A 12,701-nucleotide genomic window follows, 5' to 3' on the forward strand; every position below is an offset into this window, starting at 1 on the left:
AGCGCTGCCGCGGAGGATCCGCAGGGTTACTGCGGGGGGTTGCCGTGCTTGCGGGAGGGCAGGTCCGCGTGCTTGGTGTGCAGCATCGCGAGGGACCTGATGAGCACTTCCCGGGTCTCGGCGGGGTCGATGACATCGTCGACAAGGCCCCGCTCGGCCGCGTAGTAGGGGTGCATCAGCTCGGCCTTGTACTCCTTGACCATGCGTACGCGCATGGCCTCGGGGTCTTCCGCCTCCGCGATCTGGCGGCGGAAGATGACGTTGGCCGCGCCTTCCGCACCCATCACGGCGATCTCGTTCGTCGGCCAGGCGAACGTGAGGTCCGCGCCGATGGACTGGCTGTCCATGACGATGTACGCACCTCCGTACGCCTTGCGCAGGATCAGCGAGATCCTCGGCACCGTCGCGTTGCAGTACGCGTACAACAGCTTCGCGCCGTGCCGAATGATTCCGCCGTGCTCCTGGTCGACACCGGGAAGGAACCCGGGGACATCCAGGAGAGTGACGATCGGAATGTTAAAAGCGTCACACATCTGGACAAAGCGCGCAGCTTTTTCGGAGGCCTCGATGTCCAGCACACCCGCGAGCGACTGCGGCTGGTTGGCCACGATGCCGACGACCTGGCCGTCGAGGCGGGCCATCGCGCAGATGATGTTGCGGGCCCAACGCTCGTGCACCTCAAGGTAGTCGCCGTCGTCGACGAGCTCCTCGATCACCTTCGTCATGTCGTACGGGCGGTTGCCGTCCGCGGGGACCAGATCGAGCAGGACCTCCGAGCGCCGGTCCGAGGGGTCCTCGGACGCGACGCGCGGCGGGTTCTCGCGGTTGTTCTGCGGCAGCATCGACAGGAGGTAGCGGACCTCGGCGATGCAGGTCTCCTCGTCGTCGTAGGCGAAGTGCGCGACGCCGGAGGTCTCGGCGTGTACGTCGGCGCCGCCCAGGCCGTTCTGAGTGATCTCCTCACCGGTCACCGCCTTGACGACGTCCGGGCCGGTGATGAACATCTGCGAGGTCTCGCGGACCATGAACACGAAGTCGGTGAGGGCGGGGCTGTAGGCCGCGCCGCCCGCGCAGGGGCCGAGCATCACGCTGATCTGCGGGATGACGCCGGAGGCTTTCGTGTTGCGCTGGAAGATGCCGCCGTACCCGGCGAGCGCGGACACGCCCTCCTGGATACGGGCTCCCGCGCCGTCGTTGAGGGAGACCAGCGGCGCCCCGGCCGCGATGGCCATGTCCATGATCTTGTGGATCTTCGTGGCGTGAGCCTCGCCCAGCGCGCCGCCGAAGATCCGGAAGTCGTGCGCGTACACGAAGACCGTGCGGCCCTCGACCGTGCCCCAGCCGGTGATCACACCGTCCGTGTACGGCTTCTTGGCCTCCAGGCCGAACCCGGTCGCCCGGTGCCGGCGCAGCTGCTCGACCTCCTGGAACGAACCCGCGTCGACCAGCAGCTCGATGCGCTCCCGCGCCGTCAGCTTGCCCTTGGCATGCTGTGCGGCGGTCGCCTTCTCGCTGGGGCCCCGCAGCGCCTCCGCACGGATCGCGTGCAGCTCGGCCACACGCCCGCGCGCGTCCGTGGGTTCGCCTGAGGATCCTGAGGATTCGGCCTCATCCAAAACGGTCATGTAGCGACCTTACGAAGCCCACCGCCGAAAGGGGGCCGTCGACTCCGTACAGTCTCCGGGCCGTTTTCCTGGTAGCCCTGAACAGAACCACAGCTTCAGGCAGGCGATCTGACTGCTCAGGGGGCCCCTGGCTTGTAGGAGTCGGACAAACTCGTCAACTGAGAGTCACCTCACATTCATGAGGAGCACATGCCATCCCTGGAGTGAACGGCCGCCCGGAAGGTCACCTTGGGACGCCGCGTCGAGACCCCGCGCCGGGACCCCACCTCGGGACCCCACTTGCAGAGCGGAGCGACGGGACGCAACGTAACGTCGTGAACACGTAGCGGATGATGTTGAAACTTGAACGGAATAGGTCTACGTTCCCTCTTGTTGGCATCGTTGAAACTTAAACAGCCTCGATCAACAGCCTCACGTCGCGGCTTCCGGACGAAACCGCGACCCGTCCCCCCAAGGAGCACATCATGGGCATCTTCGGCCGCAAGACAGACAGCACAGACACCTCCGCCACCGGCACGGACACCACCTCTGGCGAGGTGAACCCCGACCTGGCCGCGCTGACCGGCGACTACACGATCGACCCGGCGCACTCGACGATCGGCTTCGTCGCCCGTCACGCGATGGTGACGAACGTCAAGGGGAGCTTCAAGGACGCCGAGGGCACCCTGCACCTGGACGGCGCGGACCCGTCCAAGTCCACCGCCTCGATCGACGTCAAGATGGACAGCGTCGAGACCGGTTCCCCGGACCGTGACGGCCACCTGAAGAGCGCCGACTTCTTCAAGATCGACGAGTACCCGACGATGACTTTCCGCTCCACCAAGGCGGAGGCCCTGGGCGGCGACGACTACCGGATCACCGGCGACCTGTCGCTCCTGGGCACCACCAAGCCCCTCACCATCGACCTGGAGTTCAACGGTGCCGCGACGGACCCGTTCGGCAACCAGCGCGTCGGCTTCGAGGGCAAGGCCGAGATCCTGCGCTCCGAGTGGGGCCTCAGCTGGAACGCGGCCCTGGAGACCGGCGGCGTCCTCGTCTCCGACAAGATCAAGCTGGTCTTCGACATCTCGGCGATCAAGAACGCCGCCTGAGTCTGCGGCAGCGCCTCCGGCACTCGCGACACCATTCAAAGCGCCTGTCCTCTGATACCCCGGTAACCAGAGGACAGGCGCTTCGCCATGTCCGGCAGCGACGCCGGGACGCGAAGACACAATTCCGACCGTATCGCCAACTTGCAGGGGTCCCGCTCCCCCGCAACTCCGGTGCCTCGGTGCCTCGGTGCCTCGGTGCCTCGGTGCCTCGGTGCCAGGAAATAACCCGGTGCGGTCAACCGGAAATGGCAGTTAACCTCCGCCCATGACTTGGTTGCCCGCTGGCTTCGTACATCCCCTTCGCATCGAGTTGCCGGGCGGGTATCACCTGCGTCCGATCACCGGGGCGGACGCGGACATCGACTACTCCACCGTGATGGGTTCGCGCGAGCGGCTGTGGTCGATCTTCGGTGAGGCGTGGGGGTGGCCCGCCGAGACCATGTCGTACGACGCGAACAAGAAGGACCTGGAGCGTCACGCGGCCGAGATCGAGGCCCATGAGTCCTTCAACTACGTGTTGTTCAATGACGCGGGTACCGAGGAGTTCGGGTGTGTCTACATCGATCCTCCGGAGAAGGCCGGTGCTGATGCCGAGGTCTCCTGGTGGGTCGTGGACGAGCGCGTGGGCAGCGAGTTGGAGCGGGACCTGGACTCGCTCGTACCCCGGTGGATCGCCGAGGACTGGCCCTTCGAGCGGCCCCGGTTCATCGGGCGGGATCTGTCGTGGCAGGAGTGGCTGGCTCTGCCGGACGCCGGCTGACTCTCCGGGGCACCACCTGGGACCTGTCCGGCCGGTCGAGTCGAAGGAAAGCGGCGGTGCCTTGCCGGCTTGATCGGCAAGGACAAGTCCTAAGCGTCGCGCCACCTGAACACCGCGGCACCGACCAGCAGCAGACCCAGCACGTACGCCGCCAGTACCCCCAACCCTGGCCACGGGCCTATAGGGAGTCGGGCGAGGTCTCGGGTTGCCTGGATGGCCATGCCGGCCGGCATGGGGGCCCAGCGCTCAATGCGGTCCTTCCAGGTTGCGGAGCCGAGCAGGTCGGCCAGGAGTGGGACGACGTACAGGAGCCCGAGGCCCAGGGTGATCGCGCCCGCGGTGTCCCGTAGGAGGACTGCCAGGCCCAGGCCCAGGACGGCTATGAGGATCAGGCAGAGGACTGAGCCTAGGGCCGCGCGGAGGGTGGTCGGGTCGGTGAGGGTGAGGAGGGGGTAGCCCTCGGCGGGAGTGAAGCCGTTGCCCGGGAGGATCACGCGGGCCGCGTAGAGGGAAGCGGTGATCGCCAGGGTGCCGGCCGCTGCTGTGGCCGTGGCCAGTACGGCCGCCTTTGACGCCAGGACTCGCGAACGGCGAGGGATCGCCGTGAGCGTGGTGCGGATCGTGCCCGTGCCGTACTCCGCTCCCATCGACAGGGCTCCGAGGATCAGGATCGTCGCCTGGCCGAGCCAGACGCCCGTGAGGCTGAGCTTCACGGTGTCCTCGTGGCATGCGGCCGCCGTGAGGCAGTCCCGGGTGGTGACCGCCGACACCGAGGCCGTGCCCACCGCGATCGTCAGGACCACGGTCGCGGCCAGGAGAAGCCAACTGCTCGGCAGCGTGCGGAGTTTCGTCCACTCCGCGTGGAACGACCACGTCATACGTCCCTCCTGCGCAGGCGCCAGGCGGCCAGCGCCAGGGCCACGGCCACATATGCGCACAGGACCCCGAAGCCGTTCCAGGGAGCGAGGGGGTAACAGCCGCTCTCCGGGAGGCAGTTGTGATCCACCTGGGGGTAATACGTCACTCCCTGCTGGACCGCGAACGCTGCCGCCGGGGTCAGCTTGAGCAGCCATTGCCCGACCGGGAGCGGGAGGGCGAAGGCGAGGATCTGCGGGAGTATCACGAGGACCACGACCACGGTGATCGCGGCCGCGCTGTTGCGGAGTATCGCCCCGGTGGCGAGCGCGAGGACCGCTACCAGGGACAGGAGTGCCGCGCTGCCTACGACCGCTCGCAGGGCCGTGGTGTCCAGGAGGGAGAGGTCCGGATACACAGGGGGCTTGAACCCGTTGGAGCGCATGGTGCTCTGGGCCAGGGGGAAGGTGATGGCCGTTGCCACCAGGCCGACGGCGAATGTGACGCCGCCGATCACCAAGGCCTTGGCCGTCAGGACGCGGGTGCGGCGCGGGGTCGCCGCGAACGTCGTACGGATCATGCCGCGCTTGTACTCGGTGGTGATGAAGAGGGCTCCCAGCGCCACCATGAACACCACGGCCACGAAGACGCCTTGGAAGCTCATCTGGATGACATCGGGACCGGTCTGGTCCGGGGCGATGTCGCCCTGGCCTGTGACGGTGTAGACGCCGGCGCCAGATACTTGAGTGGTGCCGGGTTCCCGGTGCGCCGGGCCGGACTGCGGGGCGCCGGGGGCGTTCGGATCGGGGGCGCCCACGTCCGTACTGGTCCAGGGCGCTCCCTTGGCACCGCCGATGACGGCGAGGTGGTCGAAGCTCGCCGTGATGTTCGTACTGCCGGCCGTTTCCGAGGTGCCGCCGAACGAGCGGCGCAGTTCGTTGTGCTGAGGAGTGGCGACGAACGGGCCCGCCTGGGTCGACTTCGCCAGCTCCGGCAGCGTGACCGAGCCCACCTTCGTCCAGTCGGAGCCGTCCGCCGACTCATAGCCCGTCAGCTGTGCGCCCGTCCGCGTCAGACGGAGCCAGCGCGGGTCGCCGGACGCGCCGCTGCCTGCCTTGTCCTGTGTGAAGTTCCACTGCAGACGGACGCCGTGGTCCGGGGTGACCATCAGGGCCGCGTACTGACTGCCGACCTCCGTGCTCGCCTTGATGATGATCCCGGCCTTCGCCCAGGGCTCCGGGTCGCGGCCGCCGAGCCCCTTCAGGTCGGACACCCGGACCGTAACGCTGCCGTCGCCGGTCAAAGGCTGGTGGACGAAGCGGAAGGTGTCGGTGACCTGGGCGCCGTCCGGGGCGAGGGTGACGGGTGCCCCGCCGGAACTGGTGGACGAGCCGCTCGCGGCGAGCTGCGAGATCAGGACCGTGACCGCCGCCGCGACGACGAGTACCAGCACCCAGACACGCACGGTCCAGAACTTGGTCCACTCCGCGCGCAGCAGCCGTGCGAAGCCGTCCCGGCCGGCCGGGAGTTGTGAGCGGTAGGGGGTCACTGTCGGAGAGGGGGATGGGGAGGTCATCGGGCGACCTCTCCCTCGGAGGTCGAGGTGAACTCGGTCGCGTGTCGCGTGAGCTCCATGTACGCCTCTTCCAACGTCGCCCGGTGGGCGCCTACTTCGGCGAAGGGGATCCGGGCCGCGCCGAGCAGTTCCACGATCCGCTCCGCGGGGAGGTCGGTGACCGTCAGTGTGTCGGCGCCGGTGACGGCGACCGTGCCGCCCGCTCGGGCGAGCAGCTCCATCGCCTCCGTGCGCGCGGTCGTGCGCAAAGCGACCCGGTCGCCGGACGCGGCCGCGAGCAGGGTGGCGACGGCGGTGTCGGCGATGAGGCGGCCGCGGCCGATGACGACCAGGTGGTCGGCGGTGTCCTCCAACTCGCTCATGAGATGGCTGGAGACAAGGACGGCTCGGCCCTCGGCGGCCAGCCGGCGCAGGAAGCCGCGGATCCACTGGATGCCCTCGGGATCGAGCCCGTTCACCGGTTCGTCGAGAAGAAGAACCGGGGGGTCGCCGAGCAACGCGGCCGCTATGCCCAGACGTTGACGCATACCGAGCGAGTAGCCGCCCGCGCGGCGTCGGGCGGCCTGGGCCATTCCGACCTGTTCGAGGACCTCGTCCACGCGGCGCAGGGACAGGCCGTGCGAGTGCGCGAGCCAGCGCAGGTGGTCGCGGCCGCGACGGCTCGGGTGCAGCGCGGCCGCGTCGAGCAGGGCGCCGACCTCCAACAGAGGGGAGCGCAGGGCGTGGTACGGGCGGCCGCCGATGAGCGCGCGCCCCTCGTCGGGAGCGTCCAGGCCGAGCACGGCCCGCATCGTGGTGGACTTGCCCGCCCCGTTCGGCCCTACGAATCCGGTGATCTGGCCCGGCTCGACCGTGAAGGACAGCCCGTCCACCGCGGTGGTCCGGCCGAACCGCTTGCGCAGGTCTTGGACTTCGATCGTTGCGTCACTCATGCTCAGCGAGATTAGGGATCGGCGGGCTTCGAGTCGTCCCGCCAGAGAGCCGTCTTCGGCACCCCTGGCATGAGGGACGGATCGCCTGGCGAGTCCCCCACGCGGGGGAGAAACCCCAGGGTGACGCGCTGCGTCGCCGCCGACGGCACAATGGCGTGCATGAGCGAGGACACTGCGCGACGCGACGATGGGGTCGCGGGGGTGTGGGGGCGAGTACGGCGCTTCCCGGCCCCCGTGACGTACCCGGTTGCCCTTGCTCTCCTCGCCTGCGCGGAGGTCATCCTCCGGGTCGGAAGCCTGCGTGAGAATCTGGCGCTCGCCCTGCTGCTCGGTGTCTGCACCACCCTTCCGCTCACCTTCGTGCTCGGGGCCGACCGTGCCGTGGCCGTGCGGGCCGGGGCAGCTGTCGCGGTGACCTCGGCGGGAGTGCTGGCGCTGACGCCGTTCCGGGCGCTCACCCTGGCGGGGGTCGTGGCCCAACTGGCTTCTGTGTACTGGCTCGGGAGAGCAGGGGCGCCCCGGCTCAGCGGCGCGCTCGTCCTGCCGTACGTCGTCCTGGCCCTCGCCAGCCAGGACGACGTCACCACCCGGGTGATGGCCGTGCTCGTGACCACGCTCGCGTCCGCCGCAGCCGCGACCGGCATCGCGCATCACGTCCGCAGTGCCGCACTCGCGCACAGCGTGACGGAGCGGGCCTTCGCGGACACACTGCTCGCGCATGCCGCACGCGGCGAACGGGCGCGGATCGCGCGGGAGTTGCATGACGTCGTCGCCCACCACATCTCGATGATCGCCGTCCAGGCCGAGACCGCCCGGCTGACCACGGCAGGGCTCCCCGCGGACGGCGCCACCCGGCTGCTCGCCATCGGGGACACCGCGCGGAGCGCGCTGACGGAGATGCGGCGACTGCTGGGGGTACTGCGGGAGGACGCCGACGTGGGTGTCACACGGCGCCCGCAGCCTGGGCTGCGCCAGCTGATGGAGCTGGTCGACGACTCCCGGGACGCCTCCGGCTGCCGCACCCGGTTGATCGTCACGGGCCCTGTCGCCGCGCTCGACCCGGGCATCGAGGTCACCGCGTTCCGCATCGTCCAGGAGGCCCTCACGAACGCCCGTCGGCATGCGCGGGGGGCCGCCGTCGATGTCGAACTCCGTTATTCGGAGGATGACTTGGCGATCCGCGTCCGCGACAACGGCCCGGGGCCTCCCACCAGTACAGGCAACTCGGATGCCTCGGACGTCTCGCAAGTCTCAGACGCCGGCCACGGGCTCCTCGGCATGCGGGAGCGCGCCGCCACGGTCGGCGGCACCCTCCGCACCGGCCCGGCACCCGGCGGCGGGTTTCTCGTCGAGGCGCGGCTTCCCGTACGGGCGGAGGCCCTTGTATGACCGAGACCCATACGGGCACCGACACCCATGCCGAAGCGACCGCCCCGGTCCGTATCGTCGTCGCCGACGACCATGAGGTCGTGCGTGCCGGATACGCCGGGCTCCTCGCCACCCAGGCGGACTTCACGGTCGTCGGCACCGCGCGCGACGGCGCCGAGGCGGTGCGGATCTGCCGGGCGGAGCAACCCGACGTGGTCCTCATGGACGTCCGTATGCCGGTGATGGACGGGATCCAGGCGACTGCCGAACTGATGGCGCCCGCAGCAACGGCCGCACAAGCAATGGCCGGGCAGGCAGTGGCCGGGCAGGCGATGACCGCCGAGCGCGCGGGCCCTGACGAACGGACAGGCCGGGGCGAGCTCACGAGCCAGCACGAACCCACGGGCAGGGGCGAGGCCACGGGCCAGCACGAGCTCACGCGCCGGGGCGAGGTCACGGGCAGGGGCGAACTCCGGGGCCGGGGCGAGTTCCGGGGCCTTGGCGAAGCCGCCGCTCAGAGCACTCCACGCGTGCTCATCCTCACCACCTTCGACCTCGACGAGCATGTGTACGACGCTCTCGCTGCCGGGGCGAGCGGGTTCCTCCTCAAGGACGTCACCGCGGAGCGGCTCTTCGAGGCGGTGCGGGTCGTCGCCGCCGGGGAGGCGCTGCTCGCGCCCGCCATCACGCGCCGGCTGATCGCCGAGTTCGCCCGGCTGAAGCCCCGGATGCCCGCGCGGAAGACGCTCGGCGCGCTGACGCCGCGTGAGACGGAGGTGCTGCGGCTGATCGCGGAGGGCCTGTCCAACCCCGAGATCGCCCTGCGGCTGCACGTCGGCGAGGAGACCGTGAAGACGCACGTCAGCCGCGTTCTGTCCAAGCTCGGCCTGCGCGACCGTACGCAGGCAGTCGTGACGGCGTACGAGAGTGGGCTGGTCGTGCCGCGTGCGGCCACCGAGCCGTTGGGCCCGCCCTAGCTCCCCCGAGCTCCCCCTAGGGCGGCCTGGCCGGCCGATCAGTGCAGCTGTCTCCTCCGACCTGATCCGCCGCACAGGACCTTGGTGAACTACCAGTCCCAGTGCGGGACTTCGCGGAGTGGGTGGAGTTCTTCGTCCGTCTCGGCGAGGGAGTTCTGCTGGGCGACGCGCGAGCCGAACTCGACGTGGGAGCGGACGGCGGCGCGGAAGGGTTCGTCGTCCGGCAGGTCCGCCTCGTCGAGCGACTCCAGATAGACCTGTACGAAGCGGTCGCGCTGTTCGTCGGTGATCCGCAGGCCCCGGTGCACCTTGATGATGTGCGCGAAGCCGAGTTCCCGGGTGAAGCGGTCGGAGCCGCCGAACGACTCGGCGGTGAACCAGGTCAGATGGTCGACGTGGTGCGGTTCGCGGCGTGGGAAGACCTCGCGCAGGACGGGGTCCGCGAGCGCCTTCGCGTAGAAGATCTCCTCCAGGCGGTGCAGGGCTTCATCGCCGCCCGCGTGTTCGTAGAGACTCGTCACGCTCTCATCGTGGGCCGGTGGCAGAGGTTCCGCCAAGTGTCCGGCGAGGACCGCGTGGACTCAGCGGGCGTCGTAGTCCTGGCGAGCGTCCTCGACCTTGTCGAGGTTGACCGTGGCCCAGTCGGCGAGGGTGGCGAAGAGCGGGGCCAGGCTGCGGCCCAGTTGGCTGATCTCGTACTCGACGCGTGGCGGGACCTCGGGGTGATAGGTGCGCACGACGAGACCGTCTCGTTCCAGTTGGCGCAGGCGCTGGGTCAGCACCTTGGGCGTGATCTTGGTGATGCCGCGTTCCAGCTCCACGAAGCGCTGCCGCCCGTACTCGTTGAGCGACCACAGGATCGGGGTCGTCCAGCGGCTGAAGACGATGTCGACGACCGGGGTGATGGGGCAGGCCACTGCCGGGTCGATCGGCACGTCCGTCACCATCGCCCGCGATGTGCTTTCGGTCACAATCTCCCCCTCTCTCCATTACTTTCCTCTAGGTACCTACTATGCCACCGCTAGTAGCTTCCTATCAGGCCCACAGAGGGCCCGGCCAACAGGTCACAACAGGCCTCAGCAGGTCTCAGGGGAGCGAACATGATCGTGGTAACGGGAGCGACGGGCAATGTCGGGCGGCCGCTCGTGCGGGCGCTGGCCGCAGCGGGTGAACAGGTGACAGCCGTCTCGCGCGGGGCTTCAGCGGAGGACGTGCCCACGGGGGTGCATCACGTCCAGGCCGATCTGAGTGAACCCAAGGGCCTTGAGCCCGCGCTCGACGGGGCCGAGGCGCTGTTCCTACTGATCTCCGGCGAATGGTTCGCGACCGTCGGGGATCCGAGCGGGATCCTCGACGCTGCTCGGGCCGGGGGTGTACGACGGATCGTCCTTCTTTCGTCGCAGGGCGTCGGGACGCTACGGCATCCGCCGGAGCTGGAGGAGGCTGTCAAGCGGTCGGGGCTGGAGTGGACCGTGCTCCGGCCGGGGGGTTTCGACTCCAACGCGTATCCGTGGGCCGAGACGGTTCGCGCGCGGCGGGTGGCCGCCGCGCCGTTCGGTGACGTCGCGCTGCCGACCATCGACCCGGCCGACATCGCCGAGGTCGCGGCCGTCACGCTGCGGGAGTCCGGTCACGGCGGCAGCACGTACACACTGACCGGGCCTGCGCCCGTCTCGCCCAAGCAGCAGGTCGCGGCGATCGCGGACGTGCTGGGCGAGCCGGTGCGGTTCGTCGAGCAGACGCGCGACGAAGCACGGGAGCAGATGCTGGGGTTCATGCCCGAGCTGGTCGTGGAGAGCACGCTCGGGATCCTGGGGACGCCCACGGCCGAGGAACAGCGGGTCAGCCCGGATGTGGAGCGGATTCTCGGGCGTCCGGGGCGTACGTTCGCTCAGTGGGCGGAGCGCAACGTCGCCGCGTTCAAGTGACGGGAGCGGCCTGAGGTCCTTCGGCGGCCGCCCCATCGTCAGAAGCCGCCGCCGAAGTCCCCTCCCCCGCCACCGAAGTCGCCGCCTCCGCCGCCGAACCCGCCGCTGAAGTCGCCGGAGTCGAAGTCGGCGCCCGAGACGTCGCCGCCGTCGTATCCGCCGGAGCCGAAGTCGCCGTATCCGGAGCCGTAGTCGGCCGCGTACGCGGGACTGGCCATCATGCTGCCGAGCATCGTGCCGACGAGGAGGCCGGGCAGCAGGCCGCCGCCGAAGTAGCCGCCCGCCCAGGGGCCGTAGGCCGGGCCCGCGTCCCAGTAGGGGCGGCGGCCGTACTCGGTGTCCACCTCGCGGATCGCCGGGTCGGCGCCGTCCGCCAGGCGGGCCCGGTCCGCCGCGCAGACCGGGACCTCGCGGGTCGCGCCGCCGGCCGGGGTCCAGGTCGCGTCGGCGACCGAGGGGCCGTGCCGCGGGTCGAAGAAGCACGGCGCGCGGCGCTCCGGGACCGGGCGGCCCTCGCGGCGGGCGGCGAGTTCGGCGAGGGAGAAGCGGCCGTCCTCCAGGGCCTTGGTGACGACGCGTACGTCTTCTGGGTGCTGGGCGGCGGCCATGGACGACTTCGCCTGTTCGTACGCGTCGAGCGCGCGCTCGTAGTCCGCGCGCATCGCGTCGTCCGCGCCCGCTTCCGCGGGGTGGAAGTCGAGACGGTCCAGTTCCTCGCCGAACGCCGTGATGTCCTCGTCCACCACCACGCGGAGCTTGTCGAGGGCCGCGCGCTGTTCCTCCGCCTTGCGGCGCTTGTTCCGTCGTACGAGTGTGTAGGCGCCCGCACCGCCGAGTACCGCCACCGCGCCGACCGTGATCAGGGCGGTTGTGGAGACGCCGCCGTCGGTGCCGCCGGAGTCCCAGCTCGCGGGGGCCGCGCCGCCGATGTTGGCTAGCGCGCGGTCCGCGAAGTCGTTCAGCTGGGTGTTGGTGTCCTCGTTCTGGACGCTGGTGACGAGGTTCTGCACGGCGGTGGTGGACATCACCGCGGAGTCGGCTCGGGCGTCGAACTGGTCACCGAGCCTGATCGCGTACAGGCCGGTGATGCCGGTGGAGGTGCGGAGGTTCTGGAAGAGGTTCTGGGTGGGGAAGTCCGCGGGGAGTACCGCTACGAAGACGGGCTTGTCCGCGGTCTTGATCTTCTTGGTGAGGGCGTCGGCGTCCGCGGTGGAGAGCTGGGCGGTGGCTGCGGGGTCCACGTATACCGGGGACTCGCGGAGGGCTGCGGCTACCGTGCCTATGTCGGTGGCCGCGTGGGCCGTGGGTGCCTGGGCGGTGAGGAGTGCCAGGGCGGCGAGCGTCAGTGCGCTCAGCAGTCCGGGGAGCACTCTGGTGCGTGCGGCCCTCATGTCTTCGACGGTACCTGACGGTGGCTGAATGTGGCTGTGCGGGTGGGGTTGGGTGAGGTGGGTTTTTCGCCCCTCCGCCCCTACCCGTCCCTTGTTCCTGGGGGCTCCGCCCCCCAGACCTCCCCCAGACCCCCGTATCGCGCTGAACGCGCTCGTCCTCAAACGCCGGACGGGCTGAAAGATCTCCGGCCCGTCCGG

The 12,701-nt window shown here is 69.7% G+C and carries 11 protein-coding genes and 2 pseudogenes; 6 read left to right on the plus strand and 7 right to left on the minus strand.

Going from position 1 to position 12,701, the window contains the following annotated elements:
• Positions 1-26: 26 nt before the first annotated feature.
• Complete coding sequence (locus tag AB0N66_RS05390; RefSeq protein WP_365429022.1) at positions 27-1,625, minus strand: acyl-CoA carboxylase subunit beta; 1,599 nt, start codon at positions 1,623-1,625, stop codon at positions 27-29.
• A gap of 464 nt (positions 1,626-2,089) precedes the next feature.
• On the opposite strand from AB0N66_RS05390, the gene AB0N66_RS05395 reads away from it, so the two are divergent.
• Complete coding sequence (locus AB0N66_RS05395) at positions 2,090-2,716, plus strand: YceI family protein (RefSeq protein WP_365429025.1); 627 nt, start codon at positions 2,090-2,092, stop codon at positions 2,714-2,716.
• A gap of 265 nt (positions 2,717-2,981) precedes the next feature.
• Positions 2,982-3,476: an N-acetyltransferase gene (locus AB0N66_RS05400; RefSeq protein ID WP_365429028.1), complete on the plus strand. Its 495-nt coding sequence runs from the start codon at positions 2,982-2,984 to the stop codon at positions 3,474-3,476.
• An 89-nt stretch (positions 3,477-3,565) separates the two neighbouring features.
• Here the strand turns inward: AB0N66_RS05400 and AB0N66_RS05405 are convergent, their stop codons facing one another.
• Genes AB0N66_RS05405 through AB0N66_RS05415 form a run of 3 tightly spaced genes read right to left on the minus strand, consistent with a single transcriptional unit; the run spans position 3,566 to position 6,839 of the window.
• On the minus strand, positions 3,566-4,354 hold the full coding sequence (locus tag AB0N66_RS05405) for an ABC transporter permease (protein ID WP_365429031.1): 789 nt from the start codon (positions 4,352-4,354) through the stop codon (positions 3,566-3,568).
• Complete coding sequence (locus tag AB0N66_RS05410; RefSeq protein ID WP_365429034.1) at positions 4,351-5,907, minus strand: ABC transporter permease subunit; 1,557 nt, start codon at positions 5,905-5,907, stop codon at positions 4,351-4,353. The genes AB0N66_RS05405 and AB0N66_RS05410 overlap by 4 nt, the downstream gene beginning before the upstream one ends.
• Positions 5,904-6,839 carry an ATP-binding cassette domain-containing protein gene (locus tag AB0N66_RS05415; protein ID WP_365429037.1) on the minus strand — a complete coding sequence of 312 codons (936 nt, stop codon included), beginning with the start codon at positions 6,837-6,839 and terminating at the stop codon, positions 5,904-5,906. The genes AB0N66_RS05410 and AB0N66_RS05415 overlap by 4 nt, the downstream gene beginning before the upstream one ends.
• Positions 6,840-6,998: 159 nt before the next feature.
• Between AB0N66_RS05415 and AB0N66_RS05420 the strand changes: the two genes are divergently transcribed.
• The 3 genes and pseudogenes from AB0N66_RS05420 to AB0N66_RS05430 form a co-directional block, all read left to right on the plus strand.
• Positions 6,999-8,228, plus strand: coding sequence for a sensor histidine kinase (locus AB0N66_RS05420; RefSeq protein WP_365429039.1), 1,230 nt, complete (start codon positions 6,999-7,001; stop codon positions 8,226-8,228).
• Positions 8,225-8,479, plus strand: a pseudogene (locus AB0N66_RS05425) (response regulator transcription factor); the annotation flags it as partial. The gene AB0N66_RS05420 and the pseudogene AB0N66_RS05425, both read left to right, overlap by 4 nt.
• A 252-nt stretch (positions 8,480-8,731) precedes the next feature.
• Positions 8,732-9,184, plus strand: a pseudogene (locus AB0N66_RS05430) (response regulator transcription factor); the annotation flags it as partial.
• Positions 9,185-9,273: 89 nt separating this feature from the next.
• On the opposite strand, the gene AB0N66_RS05435 reads toward AB0N66_RS05430, so the two are convergent.
• Both AB0N66_RS05435 and AB0N66_RS05440 read right to left on the minus strand, forming a co-directional pair.
• The gene (locus AB0N66_RS05435; RefSeq protein ID WP_365429042.1) at positions 9,274-9,705 is read right to left on the minus strand and encodes a group II truncated hemoglobin; all 432 of its coding nucleotides are present in this window, start codon (positions 9,703-9,705) and stop codon (positions 9,274-9,276) included.
• A 60-nt stretch (positions 9,706-9,765) separates the two neighbouring features.
• Entirely contained in the window at positions 9,766-10,131 is a 366-nt protein-coding gene (locus tag AB0N66_RS05440; protein WP_365429479.1) for a helix-turn-helix domain-containing protein, read from the minus strand.
• A 153-nt stretch (positions 10,132-10,284) separates the two neighbouring features.
• On the opposite strand from AB0N66_RS05440, the gene AB0N66_RS05445 reads away from it, so the two are divergent.
• Positions 10,285-11,112, plus strand: coding sequence for an NAD(P)H-binding protein (locus AB0N66_RS05445; RefSeq protein ID WP_365429045.1), 828 nt, complete (start codon positions 10,285-10,287; stop codon positions 11,110-11,112).
• A 38-nt stretch (positions 11,113-11,150) separates the two neighbouring features.
• Here the strand turns inward: AB0N66_RS05445 and AB0N66_RS05450 are convergent, their stop codons facing one another.
• Positions 11,151-12,503 (minus strand): hypothetical protein, encoded by a 1,353-nt coding sequence (locus AB0N66_RS05450; RefSeq protein ID WP_365429048.1) that lies wholly within the window; start codon positions 12,501-12,503, stop codon positions 11,151-11,153.
• Between the last annotated feature and the right edge of the window lie 198 nt (positions 12,504-12,701).

The organism is Streptomyces sp. NPDC093544, assembly GCF_040683495.1.
Classification (GTDB): Bacteria; Actinomycetota; Actinomycetes; order Streptomycetales; family Streptomycetaceae; genus Streptomyces.